Here is an 18,373-nt window from a genome sequence, read left to right as displayed (position 1 = left end):
TTCTGAGAAAAATAAGGGCTCATTTTTGGATTTTTTACGTCCCACTTTAAATGTTTAATCTAAGAAAAAGAAGCCTCCAGCCCCACTGGTATAGTGGTTTTGGAGGCATCTTCGTTTGAATTGGAACTTTCACATCACTATCATGCTGCACGTTGGCTTTTTTTGATAGAAGTAGCTGCAAACTGCACGAAGATCATCACCACATTAATTACGATCAGCCCTGCTATCGCAGTAGAGAAACTTTCGGTCGCATCATGAATCCAGCCAAGAATAATGGGACCCGTTGCTCCGAGGACATAACCGATGGATTGGGTCATAGCCGACCAAGAAGCGGCCTCTTGTGGATTGTTGGTAGCATCCAAAGGCAGAAGGAGATTGAGTGAAAACAATCCACCTGCGCCTGCTCCAATAAAGATTGCAGCAATCCAAGGTTCGGCGGAGGACGCGAGAAGGATAAGTCCGATTAGTTCTAACAGCGCTTCGACCGATAGCCAAAGGCGACGGGAAGGGAAATGACGTAGCAGAATCGGTAGAATGAGACTCACCGGAATCTGAACAACGACGAATATCGTAAGAACATTTGCTGCGTAAGACTTGCTATAACCCATACCCTGAACAATTTGCGGCAGCCAAGCTGTAAAAGAATAGAACAGCATCGCCATTAAGCCAAATGATAGCGTAAGCTGCCATGCTTTTTTATTCTTCCATGGCAAACTTGCTTTCGAACCAGTTGAAGAGAGCTGAACTTGCGTAGGAGTACGCCGCAGTACAAACATCCACCATAGAAGTACGGCGCCGAACGCAATAACCGCCCAGATCCCTAACGCACTTTGCCACGAATTAAATCCATCCTGCAACGATCTTGCGAATCCAGAACTTAGTGCGGCTCCTAAAGTTAGCGCAACCGTGTATACCGCGATCATCGAGGGTACATGCTTAGGAAAGTGGCGCTTAATAAACCCAGGAAGAAGTGGTCCTGCAACTGCAATACCAACTCCCGCGATAAAAGCAGTAATAAGCAAAGAAAAAGTCGAATGTGTAAAGAAACGAAGAACAGTACCTATTCCAATCACAAATAGCGACCAACCAAGTACCCGCTCAATGCCCCATTTTCCGCTGAATTTCACGGCTGCCGGGGAGAATAGTCCCATGCACAGGACAGGAATCGAAGTCAGCAAGCTCGCAACAGAGGCGTTCATTCCCAAGTTGTCTCTTATATTCTCAAGCAAGGGAGCAATGGAGTTAATCGCGGGACGCAAGTTCAATGATGCGATAAATAAAGCTACAATCAATAGTGAATATTTTTTCATCTTATACAACTCTTTCTCTATACAAGTCAATTTTATACAGAATTAAAATTTAAATTTTCCATTTTTATAATCATTAAAGGCTTGAATGATTTCTTCTTCCGTGTTCATTACAAAAGGGCCTCTGGCAACGACAGGTTCACGAATCGGTTCACCTGCGTATAGCATGACACGCATTTTGCTTTTCGCCTGGATATTAATTGTGCTTTGCTCAGCAGTTCCTGCAGATCCCATCCATAATACTTGCCCTTTTGTTCCTGCTGTATCATTCAAACCAAAGATTCCTTCACCTTCCAAAATGTACAGAAATCCATTGTAGCTTCCTGGCAATTGCGGCGAGACCGCCGCTCCTGGTTCAAGCATCACTTCCAACATCGTCACTGGAGCTATATTTTTCGTATCAGCAATCTTATTGCCACAAGAACCAGAGAAGATCCGGATTTCGGCCCCGTCTTCATGTAGAATAGGCATTTCATCTTTACGTAAGTCTTGGTATCTGGAAGGGGACATCTTCCATTCACGAGGAATGTTAACCCATAATTGAAGAAGATTGACCTCCTCGTCTTTTGCCGCGTCTTCGACATGTTCAACGCCTCTGCCTGCAGTCATCCATTGTGCATCACCAGGATGAAGTACGCCTTTTCCATGCTTGCTGTCATAATGATTAAGATGACCGTCTATTAAAAAAGTGACCGTCTCGATTCCGCGATGGGGATGAATGCCGAATACGCCACTACGCATATGATCGTGAGCCATAAGCAAAAACGGATCATGTTCTTCCCAATTCCCGGGTTCAAAAACCCATGCCATCGTATGGATGTCGCTATTCCGTTGGAATTCAGGGGTACGGACACTTTTGATGCTGCGACTGAAAACAACTTGACTGGACATTGTTAACTTCCTCCTTGCAATCTGATTTTTATCTTACTAATATTAAGTTACTATTATTTCTTAAATTCATTATGCAGCTTTATACGCTATTTATGAAGTAGGCACAATAAAGTGACAGGGTACCTTCAATGTAACCTTTATTTCATAAATCAGAATCTAGGGTAGATAATAGATAACAGATAACAGTCGGTGAGTTGGAGGTTAGAAATATGGATGGGAAACCAAACAATTGCAAAGTCGCAACGGCGTTGGAGACGATTGTAGGCAAATGGAAAATCGCAATTATGCTCAACTTGCTCCATAGTGGGACGATGAGGTTCAGTGAGTTGCATCAAGCATTACCTGGTGTTACCAAAAAAATGCTTACTTCCCATCTGCGTGAATTAGAGGGAGAAGAAATTATCAAGCGGGTTATTTATCCTCAGATCCCTCCAAAGGTTGAATATTCCATGACCGAGTATGGGGCAACTCTCCAGACCGTACTTGATATGATGCACGGCTGGGGAGAAGCCCATTTGGCCAGAAAACAACAGTATGATTTATAGCGTATATTTAATTGCCAGAATCTTAGACGCTTAACCCACGCAAACCTTCGGCAGGCAGAAAAAGCAAAAAGAAGCCCACCGATGGCAGGCTCCTCCCAAAAAACCTATGGTTGATTCTATTAGGATATGAATAATAGATATATTATAGCGAAGATGTGGCAAAAGGCATCCAAATAGATGCCATAATATTTCGCTCTATAAGTGATACGGTGAACCGTATCATAAGTAGGGCGAAATTTTAAAAAATACTCAAATATACGCTTAGGATTCCAAGCGTATATTTCTAATACAATAGCATTAAATAGCGCCACGGCGGAGTTTTCTCCGTTAGACACAATAGCCTGTGTTCAAAATCAGTGGCGCAAAAAAATTCGGTAGAGCGTTACAATTTCGCTTGCACCTTACGTAACGTAATGTTTTACAATAGAGCTACCGGTACATAGCTAGCGACAAAGAGTGGAGATGGTTAATGAGGAGACATTGGAAGGTTGGGGACCTCGCCAAGCTGACGGGGCTTACCGTACGAACCCTACGCTTTTATGATCAAATTGGTCTGTTATCTCCATCCGACCAGACGGAATCGGGCCACAGGCTATATAGTGAATCGAACTTATCACGCTTGCACCAGATATTATCACTTAAGGAACTGGGGTTATCTCTCGAGGAGATTAATTTGGCCTTAAGTGGCGGGCATATCAGTCCGCTTGAGATCGTCAACCTGCAGATAAATCAAATCAAAGAACAGATCAAACTGCAGCAGAAACTATTGGAGCAGCTCAGACATGTATCCAAACTTATGCAAGGCCAGGCGGAATTAACGGTTGAAGATTTCACGAGTCTTCTGCAAGCGATGAAGATGGAATTTGAGAAACCGGTCATTGAGCGGCAAACGAGTTGGGAGCGACATTTGGACCTGTTAGGAGACTTTCTTGCCGAGGAAAGCGGAATTCCGAAACATAAGGAGGAAAATTAATGAACGAACGATTTGTCAACCATGGAACTTTTGTCGTCGAGCGGACTTATGCCGCTTCGCCGGAGAGGGTTTATCACGCATGGGCAGATCCGATTTCCAAAGCCAAGTGGTTTTCGAAGCCAGACATCTTCGATTTTCAGGTCGGCGGGCGTGAGTACAGCAGTGGCGGGCCGCCGGAAGGGCCGATCTTTACCTTCGACGCCAACTATCAGGAGCTTGTTCCAGAGCAGCGCATTGTCTATACGTACACGCTGGATTCGGGAGGCACACGTATCTCCGTCTCGATTACAACAATAGAGCTTATCAAGGTGGAGGTCGGTACGAAGCTGATTTTCACGGAGCAAGGTGCGTTCTTTGACGGACACGATACGCCAGAAGTACGGGAACACGGTACAAACGTCATGTTGGACGCACTCGGCAAGGTAGTAGAAGGGGAGGTAGGAACATGACTATAGGTGAAAATGAACTTATTGCTACGCGCGAGTACGATGTCCCGCGGGAACTCGTGTTTCGGGCCTGGACAACTCCCGATTTGTTAGCCCGATGGTGGGGGCCGCAAGGTTTCACGAATACGAATCAAGTGTGTGATATCAGGCCGGGAGGCACATGGCGGTTCATCATGCATGGACCGGATGGGGTGGATTATCCTAACCATAACGTCTTTGTTGAGATTGTACCGTCAGAGCGGATTGTGCTTGATCATGTGTCCGGTCACGAATTTCGGATAACGGCTACCTTCGAGAGCATCGAAGGCAGCACCAGAGTCACCTTCCGTCAACTTTTCAAGGAAAAAGAGGAGTTTGAAAAATCTAAGCCGATTTGCATAGAAGCTAATGAACAGAACCTTGACCGGCTTGGCAAGCTGCTGGCGGAATTGGCCTACTAGCTTTGCAAAGTTATATCGGTTTTTACTAAATTTCGCTGTTAGACACAATGGTAAAACTCATTTGGGCGAAACCAAAGGGGCAGGAAATAAAAAAACACTAAGAATCAACTTAGTGTTTTTCGTTATACAAAGGAAAGCCTCAATTGCCCTCAAGAATCCACTTGCTTAGCTTTTTGTCAAAGGTTAGAGGTTCCTCAATCATTGGGTTGTGACCACTATGCTCAAAGATCACTTTTTTCACGTGCTCATAGGTTTCATCAACAGAATTCCAAAGTGAAACAGGCGCTACCAAATAATCATACCTGCCTAATATACATCTTCCCACATGTATGCTGCGTCAAATGTATAGTCATAAAAGCTTTGGGCTCCCATCCGAATACACATGTATTAACACAACGCACAGAACGCCATCTGGCCTCCTGGTAGGGAGACCGGACAGCGTTCCGTGAAAAACTAGATTGTCGCATATTTTCGTTTAGAACGTGCTGGCTTTATGAGTATCCGGGCACCATCTTGAGGATCGGTAGAATCGAATTAATGTATCGATAGCCTCGGGCGTACGGATGTTTGTCAGCGCTTCAGCAGCATAGGATCTGACATAACGGTCATGACTTTCCAAACCTTTCTCAAGTGCCCGCAGCATGATGGCCGGGTCGCCTGCCTTGCCGATGCGCAGCAAGGACAACGCAGCGGTATACCCGATTTTGTTCGTGATATAACTTTGATTTTCTACATAAATGTCCGACGTATTTGGTTCGCCGGACATTTCTTTCGTGAGCGATTCCTCCAATACGCCCGCCAACGCCGGAACGATTTGCTCCGCGGGCTGTACGATCATCCCCAGCGACTCGATAACGTTGCGGCGGACCCATTCGCTCTCATCGCTTAACGATGTGAGCAGCGCCGGAACGGCAGAAACGGCATCCGATCCGAGCATGCCGAGAACAAACGCTGCGAACGCTCTCCGTTTTTCTTTCGGATCATTAAGCGCATCGATCAGTCCCGGTGCTGCACCGACACCCGCCCCTTGAAGACCGTATGCAGCGCGCTCTGCGATCTGGTTGGTTCCTGTCACTAGCTGCGCAAGCAACTCTTTCACGCCTTCCGGCCCCATATGTCCGAGCGCATAAGAAGCATTGAGCGCGACGGTTTCCACCGAATCGCCCAGCAAACTACCGAGCTGCGGCGCCAAGGCAGCGGCGGAGGTTCCATATCGTCCAATCTCGTCTGCCGCCTGCCCCCGGATTTCATATGATTCTGAAGTCAATTCGTTCTCCAGCTGCTTCAGCTTGGAAGTATCCGCGTATGCAGAGCCGTTCGCCGATCCCGCCCGCTCGCCGCGCAGCCAGTTCCAGATGTCGTTCCACAGATGATGATGGAATGCCGGCGTTCCTTCCGGAACAACGAGTTCGTCATTCGTATGATTCCAGCTTGGCTGCTCCGGAGCCCGTAGCCGAACAAATTGAAACTTCAGCATATAGCGGTCCAAATTCGTCGTATTTATTGAAGCTTTATGCCACATATCGAAATGGACCAGCACCATGGTACCCGCTTTTCCAGTCGGAAGCATCGTTTCTCCCCGGTCGCCGATAAACTTCTCATAATACTGGGTTCCCGGCATAATTGCGGTCGGTCCCAAGTCTTCGGTAACATCTTGCGTATAATAGAAGATCATCGCCCACCATGGCCGGTGGCTGCGCATCGCCGACCAATACCCGTCCTTATGCCAAGTGCCCCCGCCAGGAGTCTGATTGCCCGGCTGATTATAGTGACAGTGTCGATGCGGATGCATGTAATAGTCCGGCCCCAGAACGCTCGTCAAAGCGCCCTTCACAACCGGCGTGTCGAAGAATTGCTGAATATCCGGAACGCGCGGCAAAATGTTATTACCCGGATTGCCCTCATTGTGCAGAACATGATTAATCGAGTCCATAACATGCTGGTGAAGCTGCTGCGGCAATTCATTCTGTATCACGACATAACCTTTCGTGATGAACTGAATCATTTGTTCATCTGTCAACAAGAAACGGGAATCTACCATGTGAATGATCTCTCCTTTTTACGTTTAAACTATAAGTAAATATAACCTCAACCGAACGTTTTTGTATTTACAGAGAGTTCATTTTTTTGTACAATAATCATATGAAAATTACATCCTTGCACCCATATGTTTATTATGCGACCCGATACCCGTTCTCAAAAGGACAGACCAGCTCGCAGCGTATATGTTATGGAAGCTCCCTTTATCTGATCAGCGAGGGTCAAGGTGTCATACATACGTGCGGACGGACGCATATTGCGAGGCCCGGCTCGCTGGTCTATATCCCTCCAGGGCAGATCCATGAATGGATTGCGGATGATTATGAGCCGATGGTACATATTTGCTGTTATTTCGACTGGCATTTCGTCGACCGGCAAGCGCGATTCGAGTCACCGTCAACGATTTTATACGATTTCCCGCAGGTGCAGACCGACATGATCGGCCCGGCTTTTCTCTATTCCATTCCGGAGCATTCGACCGTTGAGCGAATACGTATCTGGACCGAACTATTCGAAGGCTTCTACACGGACAATGTGTATCTAACCGAACGCACATTACTGAGGAACTTGAAGGTGCAATGTCGGTTTCAAGCATTTATCGAGCATTTTTTAAGCTTCGCACTGAATGAGGCGCAATTTCCGGACCCGCGTATGGATAAGCTGCTGGAGTGTTTGGATCAGGATTTGATGAGGGGCCGACCGGAGCCACTGGAACATTATTATGAAGAGCTGCGGATCTCGCGGGGCTATTTTTTCGAGCTGTTCAAGCATGCGACGGGAATGTCACCCATCCAATACATGAATCACTTCCGAATCAACAGAGCAAAATACGACTTGTGCAATTCTCAGCTTACCGTCACGGAAATAGCGGAGAAGCATGATTTTTCATCCATCCACTATTTCTCCAGACTGTTCCGGCAAATCACCGGTACAACCCCTCTAAAATATCGAAGAGGCCAGGAATGATCGACGCTTGAGGGTCGGATCGGGACACTCACCACATCCAACCGTTACACTAGCCATTGTCATATTTGTGTGCCTCGTTCCATCGAGAAAGTAAAAAAAGATCAAGCTGCATGGTCGATTCCTGCCTTATTGACTAGAATGTCGACCGTTCCGTAACGGCACACGGATTCGTCTACTATTCAGAAAATGTAGAAGACGCAAAAAAGAGGAAGGGCTATCGCCCTTCCCCCTCAGCCGTTATAGAAACGGGCCCTTTACACAATTATCATTTCACGACGTTACTCTAATGAGGATAGAAACTCAATCGTTTTGGCATCTGGCTTATAGGCAGTTGTGTCAAACGGTTCTATCATCGCATTTTGCGACATTTCCAAAAACTCAGGAAGGCCCAACTTTTCAAAACCTTTCACATACGAGTCCCAATCAGTGTCTAGCGATTTGCTGCCCAGGATGAACTGTGCTTTCCATTGATTCACATATTGCTCTATATTGGTCTTGAGCAACGCATATTTCTGATATTGTTCCGGCTCCATCCAAATCGCGCCAGGATAGACTTGATCCGGCTGATGCCCGGTATAGTTTTTCATCGTCTCCAGCAGCAGCAAAGACTCCAGTCCGTCTGCGGAAAATGGTGGTTTGGCCTCGACGAAGCCGTTACGCCACGTCATATTCTGGTATACCGGACCCATCTGGTTCCAGCCTTCATTCTGCTTCGCGCCAGCCGAATAGAACTTATCGGATTGGGTGATGAACAGCCCTTGCTCGCCGTCAAGCCCTTTCACTCCAGGAGCGGCTTTCGTCCAGTACTTTCCTTCTGGGCCGAAGTTCATCATCTGTGTGCCCTCTGGCGTGTAGATGAAATCTATCAGCTTTATAAGGCGGATGATTTGAGCCTCGGTCGCTTTTTTCGTCACAACGACGGACATCGACCTTGGCGTATTACCGCTGAAGGAAGCATATTGCGTACCGTCCGGGCCTTTTAACGGCGTCATAGAGCTCCAGTCGGGATAGCTCTTGTGCCCCGCGTCAAGGAAGGCGCCACTATATAGTGAAGGAATGACAGCAACTTTATCTTGTGCGGCTAGTGGTTTAAGCACCTCACTTTTCTGGCTAAATGCCTGTTTATCGATCAAGCCCTTCGAATAAAGTTTATTGATGTAGGCGAGACCATTCCTCCATCCTTCCTGCACAGGAGCGTACGTAACCTTTCCATCATCCACATTAAAAAGATCAGAGTTATTGTGGTAGATGAACGCATTCATAAGGAACACGGTTGGATCATAGCCGTCCGATGTACCAGACAGCGGAATCAACCCATTATCCTTGAACACCTGTAGCACTTGCTCGAATTCTTCGGTTGTAGTCGGCATCGTTAAGTTGAACTTCTCCAGATAGGCGGTGTTCATCCAGAACTTCGAGCCCCAATAACAGTGTAGACAGGTGTTGTACGAAGTGAGCCCATAAATATTACCGTCGGGTGCCGTGATGGCCTGCTTCAATCCGGGAGCTGTATCGATCGCCGATTTCAAATTAGGGGCGTATGTATCGATATAGCTGTTCAAGGGAAGGAGTATGCCCTGTTTAGATAACTTTAATATTTCAGAAGGCGTGAATGATCCTGACCAAAACACTTCCGGATAGTTACCGCCCGATAGCAGCAAAGACTGCTTGGTGGCCGAGTCGCTGGAAGGAGACGTCACCCACTTGATGTTCAGTTTGTACATATCCTTGACATACTTGGTAAACCAGTTCGTTTCCAGATCGATGACATCACCAGACGGCACGGCGAAGAACGAAACGTCAACGACGGTATTCTCATCTACTACTTTATCGGTCTGCTTTCCGTTCTCGCCGTTATTTCCCGAGCAGGAAGACAGAATCAAAAGTATGCAAATCAACGCTGCTGTAATTGATATTTTACTTGTTTTAGACATGTATAAGACCCCTCCATCTTTCAAATTTTTGAAAGCAGATGAAAAGAAGCATACCGGTTCACGCTTTGATAGAACCGATCATCACCCCTTTCACAAAATATTTTTGGATGAACGGGTAAAGCATTAAAATGGGTACACTGGCAACGACGATCACGGAATATTTTAGCAAGTTTTTCATATCCTCGAACTGCTTTAGTTGCTCTGCCGATAGGCTCATCGAGCCGAGCGAGACCGAATTGAGTACCAATATTTCGCGTAGCACGAGCTGCAGAGGGTACATCTTCTCACTATCCAGTAGAATCAATGCGTTGAAGTAGGAATTCCATTGACCCACTGCAGACCAAAGCAGTAGAACGGCAAGGACAGGCTTAGACAGCGGCAATACAATACTGATTAGATAACGGCCATCGTTGCATCCGTCCAACTGAGCTGCTTCGTACAGATCGTTGGGTATGGTCGACTGAAAGAACGTCTTCGCTACGATGACCGAGAAGACGCTAAGTGCACCTGGCAACACCATCGCCCATATTGTATCCAGCATGTGAAGCGATCTCACAACTAGATAGAACGGGATCAGCCCTCCACTGAACAACATAGCGAACAACAGCGCCCAAACGAGCAGTTTTCGTCCAACAAATGTCGTTCGTGATAACGGGTAAGCCATCATGACCGTTAGGCTGATGCTTATTAGGGATCCCAACGCGGTATAAATAATGGAATTTAAATAACCGTTCCAAATTTGTGGATATTGAAATACGGCATGATACCCGTTCAGTGTAGGTTGAACGGGCAGCAGCCAAACGCGACCCTCCATAACGGCCGTCGAAGAGCTGAATGACGAACTGACGATATAGATCAGCGGATAGGCAACGGCAATCAACACGAGCGTAAGCAGCGTATAGATGATGGCCATGCTGATCCGATCGGGCAAAGACTCTTTGATGAGCGTGTTCTTTCTCACTTTCATTGCCGCCCCTTTCATTAAAACAGACTCGAATCGGAATATTTGCGAGCTAGGAAGTTCGCGATGAAGATCAGCACAAACCCAATGACGGAGTTGAATACGCCAACGGCAACAGCAAAGCTGTAATTCATATGTACGAGTCCGATCTTATAAACATAAGTCGATATGACCTCTGACGTACTGAGATTCATAATATTTTGTAGTAGAAACACTTTCTCGAAGCCCACGCTGAGTAGACCGCCGATCGCCATAATAAACAGAATGATAATGGTAGGCCGGATGGCAGGCAAATCGATATGGAATATTTTTTTGAGCCGGGTGGCGCCGTCGATCCTGGCCGCTTCATACAGCTCCGGATTGACGCCCGATAATGCCGCCAAGTAGACAACCGCTCCGTATCCGGTCTCCTGCCAAACAGCTGACCATACAAAGAGGGAAGAGAATGCGCTTGGATCGCCTAAAATATCGATCGGATCCGTAATGCCCACCAAACCCGTCAATTGACCATACAATCCGGTCGATGGCGACAACACGATATTAATGATCCCGACTAATACAACCGTGGAAATAAAATAAGGAGCATAGGTGAACATTTGAACGACCTTCTTGAAACGTTGATTGCCCACCTCATTCATAGCCAGAGCAAGAAGAATGGCAGCCGGGGCGCCAATGAAAAGCGAGTAGACGCTAAGCAGCAGCGTATTCTTAATGATCGGCCAGAAAAACGGAGATTCGAAAAACATGGCAAACTGTTTGCCGCCTACCCACGGGCTGCCCCAGATGCCTTGAACCGGGTTGAACTCCTTGAAGGCAAGTTGGATGCCGAGGAGCGGAACGTAATTGAAAATGATTAGAAATGCAACGGGAACGGAGACGATGGCATACAATTGCCAATGCCGGACAATATTCTTTTTCCAGTAGGCAGTCATTCGAACAGCCAAAAGACATTCCTCCAAACGGTTTTTAATGAAAACGCTTACTAAAGTAGAAAAATCGAATCATTCATGTGGGTTCTCATTGCTTCGACAGCCTTCACCTTAGCGTACTCTAAGAGAGCCCTGACGATCATCTTGTACTCGTATTTTTCTGCTTCGAGTCTGGTTGGATTTTGGATGAGGTTTAGATAGCGATGAATACGCTAAGTTATTGAGATCATCATCTGCTTCATATTGTCGTTGCCGGCGTAGCTCAATATCGTGCCGCGAAAGTCCTTGTTCATCCTTTAGAAAGCGCTTTCATTAGGGATTGCGCAAATCTACCCATTCCCCCCTTGCCGGTCGGTGAATCCATTTACTCAAGCATCTCACTCCTCTTAGAGAATGGTAAATACTGTTTTTATTTTATCCGAACCATTCAACGAAGTATTTAGCAAACAATCATTTATTTGTACAATCGTCAGGTCAAACAATTGATTGGGAGCTCTTTTATGAGTTGACCTTTGATTCAGTTAATGAACAGGGAGTAAGTTCGTCTGGTCCGAGTTTAGGTTCAGACATTTGAATTTGATGATGGTTAAAATATTCAAACGTACGTTCCCAATCTCCAATAGCAAAGAAAAAGCGGGAATCCAACGTTGAATAAGCAGCCCCGCCTGCAAAGTATTGACTTGGCTTGGCTTGTTCAAGGGAATGACATACTATTAATGCTAAGAGAAGGCAGGCGAAACTATTTTAAGTTGCACAAAGAAAGTGAAAGCGCTGTATCACATGAAAAGGAGCGAGGACGATGACTATACTAATTACCGGAGCGAGCGGTTTTTTGGGGGCTCTTTTGATAGAGCGACTTGCTAAACAGCATGATGTTCTGTGTATGTCTAGAAAAAAACCGAATAGCGATGTGCCTTTTGTGAAGGGGACGTTCGACAGCTTCGAGGATTTGCGTCAGCTCGACAAGTATGAGATTACATCGGTTATACATCTTGCCGCAGTTACAGGCGGATGCAGTGAGGAGGATGGGCTTTCCGTCAACTTACTTGGAACAAGAAGGCTGCTCCGTTATTTGCTTGACCGCGGGTGTCGAAAATTCGTCATGGCCAGTTCAATCGCAGCAGTCGGTTGTCTGGACCCAGAGTTTCTTCCCTTAAGCTTCCCTATTGCTGATGATCATCCTTGTTTGGCAACGGATGCATACGGATTAAGTAAGGCCATGGTGGAGGACCTGGCGCGATACTTCAGCCGTAAATATACGGATGCCGATTTTATTCATTTGAGATTTGGGAGCATCGCATCTGATGAAACCTGGTCACCGGAAGAAGTTGACCTTCATACTGTGTTATTTTTACCGATCACACAATTAACGCATGTGCTTGCAAGCGATGTGGTTAATGCCATCAAAAAATCGGTAGAGAGCTCCAACCATACAGGTGTGCGTGTTTACAATGTTGTCGGACCTGACGCTACTTGCGACGTTCCGGTTATCGCGAAATTACGCGCTACTCTCGGGGATGCTAAGCTTGAAGAATTCGATTTTAGCTATTATGAGCAACCAGGGAATGAGCATAAGCCATTGTTTGCTATGGAAAAAATCAAAGAGGAGCTTGGACATGAATCCGTCATGACGACAATGCCGAATAATCAAAGGGAAAATAGAATGAAATACACAGTTAGTGCAAAGTAAAACGCAGGTATAATCCGAAAAACCCCTCCATGATTTATTATAGAGGGGTTCTCTGTGTCCATCTAATTAGGGCAAGGTCACTATTCTCGAAAAGCGGTTGAGCGGCGCATTTGAAACTTCAGTCTCCCAAGAGACTAGAAGATTGTCGTCCCTTATGTCGCTCTGGCAGCAGAAGCCCAATCAGCATTCCAGCGCAGGCTGGAATCAGCCAGCCCAATCCGATATTATACAAAGGTAAGTAGTGGTTAAACCAGTCATGGAGCTGCTCTATACCTAGCGGCGTATTTTCAAGACCATCGACCAGGCTGACGAGAAAAGTCAGCAGCAGGCTAACCCCGTATACGGTGCGCTTGCCTTTAAACAAATCATGCAAGAATGTCAGTAAGATGAGCACGATAGCCAGCGGGTATAATATCGTCAGAACGGGCTCAGAAAAATGGATTAATTGCTCTAGACCTATATTTGCCAGCAGGGCGCTGACAACACACAAGACGATGCAGATACTTTTATACGACATGCCTGGAATAATCTTTTGAAAATAGCTGCTGCAAGAGGCGGTCAGTCCGATGCTTGTGGTCAGACAGGCAAGCAGCACAATGATACCGAGTACAACCCCTCCGAACGTGCCGAAATAATGGCTAGTCACCAAGTTCAACACCTCGCCGCCATTGGTCAGAATACCAAAGGTGGATACGCTGCTTGCTCCGATATAAGTTAGAGATGTGTAAATAACGGCGAGCATAGCCGCTGCAATTAAGGTCGCTTGGAAGCAGACGGACAGAATGCTTTTACGTTCGTGGACCCCTTTCGCTCTAATAGCGTTTATGACGATAATGCCGAATACGAATGCCGCGAGCGCATCCATAGTCAAATACCCCTCTTGAAATCCATTAAAGAAGGCTTGGGAGGCATACCCGGATTTCGGTTCTTGAGGCTTTCCTAGGGGTACCGTAAAGGATGCTATGGCCAATAATGCGATGCAGCCGATCAAAATAGGTGTCAGTATCTTTCCTATAATATCAACCATTTTTGCTGGGTTAATAGAAAGGAGCAAGGTTACCCCGAAAAATAATACGGTGAAGACCACCATTCCAAGCGGTCCATGTTCCGTTTCGATATAGGGCTTAATACCGATTTCGTACGAAATGCTGCCGGTTCTCGGCATGGCAAACAACGGCCCGATCGTTAAGTAGAGCAAAGTTGTGTAGCCGACGGCAAACCAAGGATGCACGCGATTGGTTAATGCGAGCAAATTTTTCAAGCCGGAAAAGCCGAGCGCCAACGTTCCAAGCAAAGGCAGACCGACGCCCGTGATCAGGAATCCCAGATTGGCTTGCCAATACTGATCACCTGCGATTTGGCCCATCATCGCCGGGAATACGAGATTTCCCGCTCCGAAGAACAAGGCGAATAACATGAGCCCGATTGTCAAAGTGTTACTAAAAGGAATGCGTTGCATAAGATGTCTCTCCTGTACCAAAAAATCATTTTTATTATTTTCACATAGAAATATATATGAATAAGATATTTTCATTGTAGCATTTCAATGTCGAATTTGCTTAATGTAAATCTACACGATTCGATGAAATTCGACAATACTATTATACATAGGTAAATATCTAAAAAGGTAGTTAATGAATAAAATGAAAAACACATAACAAAAATAGTAGAAAAAGATGATTCTTTATCTAGCATATTATTAACGGTTTATTCTGACCAGACAGGTTACTTTGAACGATTTGCAGTAGGTACTAAAAAAGGGGCGCACTTATACAGATGCGCCCCTTTTTTGGCGTATCTTATAATAGCCCTAAGTTCCGTACACTAATGGTATGCCTATTACTTTTGCTCATCGTCAGCATATCATGCTAAGGTAGCTTGTTGAAAGGAGAGGAAGATATGTTAGATCCAATCGTGAGTAAAATAAGCAGCAAGGAAAAAATAGATGTCCTGATCCCTGCAATCGCAAAGGATTTAAAGACTCTGCCCTATGTGATTGATGCCGTTAGAAAACAGGTTAAGCATCCTATTGGCAGCATCCTAATTGTGGCGCCGAGGCAGAATAAGATACGGGAACTGTGCAGACGAAAAGGATGCAGATTTATCGATGAAAACACAGTTCTTCCCATTACGAAGAAGGACATTCACTATCGTTCTAAGAAATGGGAACGGTCAGGGTGGCTTTTCCAGCAATTATTGAAAATGAGCGGCGATACTTTATGTACATCGAAATATTTTTTAGTTATTGACGCTGACACGGTGTTAATTCGACCGCATGTTTTCAGAAAAGGTAATAAGACATTATTTTATTGCAGAAAATGGAGCCAGCCTGAATATTTTAAAACCTATAGAAAGCTATTAGGGAAAAAAGCTGCGGCACCCATGTCCTTTGTTACCCACTATATGCTGTTTGAGAGGTCGAAGCTGCAGCAATTGAAGAGGGAAATTGCATCAAAACATCACACGAGATGGTATTCGGCGATAATAAGGAAGATGGACAAGTCGAAGCAATTTGCTTTCTCAGAATTTGAAACCTACGGAAACTTCCTCTATTCTAAAAATCCAAGCGGACTAGTTCTCAAGAGTGCACTAAACAAGAGCATAGGTATGAATATTGCGCAAATCACACAAAAACAAATTAAGACGCAATCACGACGATATCGATCATTCTCTTTTCATATGCGTAAAGGTTATGTAAGAAAGGCCAAGATGCGATAATGACTCCAAATCAAATCGTATGGAGAGGGCCTGTGGGCAGAGCTTCCGGTCTTGGAATCGCGAGCAGAGAATATGTTCGAGCGTTAAAATTGCAAGGGGTTAAGGTCAAAGTTGAAGCTGCGAGGACACGGTCACCCAAAAACTCAAAAAGACAAAGGGTTTTAATTTATCATTACTCCCCTAATACGATTAACATGAAGAAGGAAAGAAAGCATTTTAAAGTTATTATCATGAATACCGTCTGGGAGACGACACGAATCCCTAATCGATGGCGGAGCCCTCTCAATCGAGCTGATGCCGTATGCGTCCCTTCGTATCAAAACAAGAAGGCCATGAGAGACAGTGGAGTGAAGGTTCCTATTTTTATTGTTCCTCATGGAGTCAACGCCCGAACTTTTACCCCAAACAAAAAGAAACTGCCCATAAAAAATGCAGATGGTAAGTTTACTTTTATTTCTGTATTTGGCTTTCAGCACCGTAAAAACCCCGAAGCTTTATTAAAGGCTTATTGGGAAGAGTTTTCTTCCTCAGACAAAGTGCTTCTGATCATCAAAACGAACGGATATGCAAAGTTTGAAAACGAAAAATGGATCAGCAGCCAAATCCAATCCTACAAAAAAAGACTCGGAATTCGTAAGAGAACAGCACCGGTCATCATTATGGCAAGGCATCTAAGTCCCAAGAAGTTGAGAGGAATTTATAACCGCGGTCATGCATTTGTTCTACCTACAAGAGGTGAAGGAGTAGGCTTGCCGTTATTAGAATCATTGGCCAGCGGCATTCCCGTAATCGCAACCGGGTGGGGCGGACACATGGATTTCTTAACAAGTAAAAATTCATTCTTAATTAACTATAAATTACGATCCCCTGTCACCAGTATGAATCGAAAATCCTCGATATCACGTCAATTTCGCCATTTGTTTTCGGAGAAAGGACAACGTTGGGCAGAAGCGGATATTAGAAATTTAAAGAGACAGATGAGAACAGCGTATGAAAACCCTCATCTGTGCAAGAAGAAAGGGGACCAAGGAAGACGTGATGCGCTTAAACTGTCCTGGAACCGTGCGGGCCGTACAATGAAAAGCGTGATAGATAGGGTATGTCGGACCAAAAGATAATCGATTATTCCATTCTTTAGAAGGGGGAAATGTAATTGCGAATTGTACTATTGAGTGGCGGTTCTGGAAAAAGACTGTGGCCGTTATCGAACGAGATCCGATCGAAAATATTTCTAAAGCTCCTGCCTTCGGAAGTTGGCGGCATGGAATCCATGATTCAAAGAGTATGCAGACAATTGGATGAAGCAGGATTGCTTCCATGCACCTCTATTGTTGCACATAAAAGCCAAGCGGAAATTGTACGAAACCATGTGGGGGACAAAATTCCATTTATTGCTGAACCTCATAGAAGGGGAACCTATACAGCAGTTGCTATAGCTTCAAGTTATTTGCATACCAAGCTGCTGGCAGCTCCAGATGAAACGGTATGCGTGATTCCTGCCGATCTCTTCGTTGAGCCCGAATTTTTCAATTTGCTTCGTAAATTTCCCGACGTCCTTGCTCAATCGGGCTCTGAGCTGGCCCTTCTTGGAACGACTCCCAAGCATGCCTCCAGCCAATTTGGCTATATTGTACCGCAGCATTCGAGCGATAATTTATCGAAGGATTATTTTTCGGTTACTCAATTCGTTGAAAAGCCTGATGTAGAGAAAGCACTCCTTTTGATGGGCAATAATGCCTTGTGGAACTGCGGTGTGTTTGCTTTTCCGTTATCTTTCATGCTTTCTAGTTTGAAAAGTAAAGGTCTGCCCTCAGCATATGATGATCTAATTGACTGCTACGAGCATCTTCCCGATGCTAGCTTTGATGTAGAGGTTGTGGAGAAAACAAGACCTTCGGTGGTCATTCCATACGACAATGCTTGGAAGGATCTAGGCGACTGGAGTGTGCTTCCGGACTTTTTTGAAAATAGCGTCATCGGTCTAGGAGAGATTTCGAGCGATTCCATTCATACGCATTTAGTCAACGAGCTTGTTTGCCCGATTCACGTTATTGGGGTTTCTAATCTTATCGTAGCTGCTAGCGCAGATGGTATTCTTGTTGCTAATAAAGACAAATCCAATCAAATTAAAAGTATACGAAACAGCCGTCAAGAGCCCATGCAAGGGGAAAAAAGATGGGGAACTTATCGAATATTTGATTATTCGAAGGCGGAAATACAACCGGAAACCTTAACGAAGAAAGTAGAATTGATACCGGGGAAAAATACAAGCTATCATTTTCATCAGAAGAGAAAAGAAATCTGGATCATCATTTCCGGGACCGGAGAATTCATTATGGAAGCAGTGAATGTTCAGATTCAAACGGGTGACGTTCTGCAAATTCCTGCTGGAGCGAGGCATGCCATCAAGGCGATTACGCCGATCGAATATATTGAAGTCCAGATAGGGACCGATCTGCTTGAAGAAGACATCGTACGTATAGCCATAACCTGGGAGGAAATAAGTAAGCTCTGCAAGGGGGATCAGAGTTAA

The 18,373-nt window shown here is 45.4% G+C and carries 16 protein-coding genes and 1 pseudogene; 9 read left to right on the top strand and 8 right to left on the bottom strand.

Annotation, left to right across the window (positions count from 1 at the left end; all coding sequences use genetic code 11):
- Window positions 1-140: 140 nt before the first annotated feature.
- Together AC787_RS16155 and AC787_RS16150 are read right to left on the bottom strand one after the other, a co-directional pair.
- Window positions 141-1,310, bottom strand: coding sequence for a CynX/NimT family MFS transporter (locus AC787_RS16155; protein ID WP_054025717.1), 1,170 nt, complete (start codon window positions 1,308-1,310; stop codon window positions 141-143).
- Window positions 1,311-1,352: 42 nt separating this feature from the next.
- A complete protein-coding gene (locus AC787_RS16150; protein ID WP_054025716.1) occupies window positions 1,353-2,198 on the bottom strand; it encodes a pirin family protein in 846 nt (281 codons plus the stop codon).
- 209 nt (window positions 2,199-2,407) lie between these two features.
- Between AC787_RS16150 and AC787_RS16145 the strand changes: the two genes are divergently transcribed.
- From AC787_RS16145 to AC787_RS16130, 4 genes are all read left to right on the top strand, one after another.
- On the top strand, window positions 2,408-2,743 hold the full coding sequence (locus AC787_RS16145) for a winged helix-turn-helix transcriptional regulator (RefSeq protein WP_054025715.1): 336 nt from the start codon (window positions 2,408-2,410) through the stop codon (window positions 2,741-2,743).
- Between the two features lie 469 nt (window positions 2,744-3,212).
- Window positions 3,213-3,716: a MerR family transcriptional regulator gene (locus AC787_RS16140; RefSeq protein ID WP_054025714.1), complete on the top strand. Its 504-nt coding sequence runs from the start codon at window positions 3,213-3,215 to the stop codon at window positions 3,714-3,716.
- Window positions 3,716-4,165: an SRPBCC family protein gene (locus AC787_RS16135; protein WP_054025713.1), complete on the top strand. Its 450-nt coding sequence runs from the start codon at window positions 3,716-3,718 to the stop codon at window positions 4,163-4,165. Before AC787_RS16140 ends, AC787_RS16135 begins: the two co-directional genes overlap by 1 nt.
- Window positions 4,162-4,602 (top strand): SRPBCC family protein, encoded by a 441-nt coding sequence (locus tag AC787_RS16130; RefSeq protein ID WP_054025712.1) that lies wholly within the window; start codon window positions 4,162-4,164, stop codon window positions 4,600-4,602. The genes AC787_RS16135 and AC787_RS16130 overlap by 4 nt, the downstream gene beginning before the upstream one ends.
- Window positions 4,603-4,741: 139 nt before the next feature.
- On the opposite strand, the pseudogene AC787_RS34845 reads toward AC787_RS16130, so the two are convergent.
- Together AC787_RS34845 and AC787_RS16125 are read right to left on the bottom strand one after the other, a co-directional pair.
- Window positions 4,742-4,912: pseudogene (locus tag AC787_RS34845) on the bottom strand (alpha/beta hydrolase); the annotation flags it as partial.
- A gap of 165 nt (window positions 4,913-5,077) precedes the next feature.
- On the bottom strand, window positions 5,078-6,643 hold the full coding sequence (locus AC787_RS16125; protein WP_054025711.1) for a HEAT repeat domain-containing protein: 1,566 nt from the start codon (window positions 6,641-6,643) through the stop codon (window positions 5,078-5,080).
- Window positions 6,644-6,729: 86 nt separating this feature from the next.
- Between AC787_RS16125 and AC787_RS16120 the strand changes: the two genes are divergently transcribed.
- Window positions 6,730-7,608, top strand: coding sequence for an AraC family transcriptional regulator (locus AC787_RS16120; protein WP_235560997.1), 879 nt, complete (start codon window positions 6,730-6,732; stop codon window positions 7,606-7,608).
- A gap of 278 nt (window positions 7,609-7,886) precedes the next feature.
- On the opposite strand, the gene AC787_RS16115 is transcribed toward AC787_RS16120, so the two are convergent.
- The 3 genes from AC787_RS16115 to AC787_RS16105 are packed head-to-tail and all read right to left on the bottom strand — an operon-like array spanning window position 7,887 to window position 11,447.
- Window positions 7,887-9,542, bottom strand: a complete 1,656-nt coding sequence (locus tag AC787_RS16115; protein WP_054025710.1) for an extracellular solute-binding protein — start codon at window positions 9,540-9,542, stop codon at window positions 7,887-7,889.
- A 58-nt stretch (window positions 9,543-9,600) separates the two neighbouring features.
- Entirely contained in the window at window positions 9,601-10,509 is a 909-nt protein-coding gene (locus tag AC787_RS16110; protein WP_082360796.1) for a carbohydrate ABC transporter permease, read from the bottom strand.
- Between the two features lie 14 nt (window positions 10,510-10,523).
- Complete coding sequence (locus AC787_RS16105; RefSeq protein ID WP_235560996.1) at window positions 10,524-11,447, bottom strand: ABC transporter permease; 924 nt, start codon at window positions 11,445-11,447, stop codon at window positions 10,524-10,526.
- A gap of 784 nt (window positions 11,448-12,231) precedes the next feature.
- On the opposite strand from AC787_RS16105, the gene AC787_RS16100 reads away from it, so the two are divergent.
- Entirely contained in the window at window positions 12,232-13,122 is an 891-nt protein-coding gene (locus AC787_RS16100) for an NAD-dependent epimerase/dehydratase family protein (RefSeq protein WP_054025708.1), read from the top strand.
- A 118-nt stretch (window positions 13,123-13,240) separates the two neighbouring features.
- Here AC787_RS16100 and brnQ read toward each other — a convergent pair whose 3' ends face one another.
- Window positions 13,241-14,581 (bottom strand): branched-chain amino acid transport system II carrier protein, encoded by a 1,341-nt coding sequence (brnQ, locus tag AC787_RS16095; protein ID WP_054025707.1) that lies wholly within the window; start codon window positions 14,579-14,581, stop codon window positions 13,241-13,243.
- A 440-nt stretch (window positions 14,582-15,021) separates the two neighbouring features.
- On the opposite strand from brnQ, the gene AC787_RS16090 reads away from it, so the two are divergent.
- The 3 genes from AC787_RS16090 to AC787_RS16080 all read left to right on the top strand — a co-directional run bounded on the left by AC787_RS16090 (window position 15,022) and on the right by AC787_RS16080 (window position 18,373).
- Window positions 15,022-15,840 (top strand): DUF6492 family protein, encoded by an 819-nt coding sequence (locus AC787_RS16090; RefSeq protein ID WP_054025706.1) that lies wholly within the window; start codon window positions 15,022-15,024, stop codon window positions 15,838-15,840.
- Window positions 15,841-16,187: 347 nt separating this feature from the next.
- Complete coding sequence (locus tag AC787_RS16085; RefSeq protein WP_235560995.1) at window positions 16,188-16,958, top strand: glycosyltransferase; 771 nt, start codon at window positions 16,188-16,190, stop codon at window positions 16,956-16,958.
- 35 nt (window positions 16,959-16,993) lie between these two features.
- Entirely contained in the window at window positions 16,994-18,373 is a 1,380-nt protein-coding gene (locus tag AC787_RS16080; RefSeq protein WP_054025704.1) for a sugar phosphate nucleotidyltransferase, read from the top strand.

It is taken from the genome of Bacillus sp. FJAT-28004, assembly GCF_001280845.1.
Lineage (GTDB): Bacteria > Bacillota > Bacilli > Paenibacillales > Paenibacillaceae > Pristimantibacillus.
This window is presented reverse-complemented; position numbering and strand designations above follow the sequence as displayed.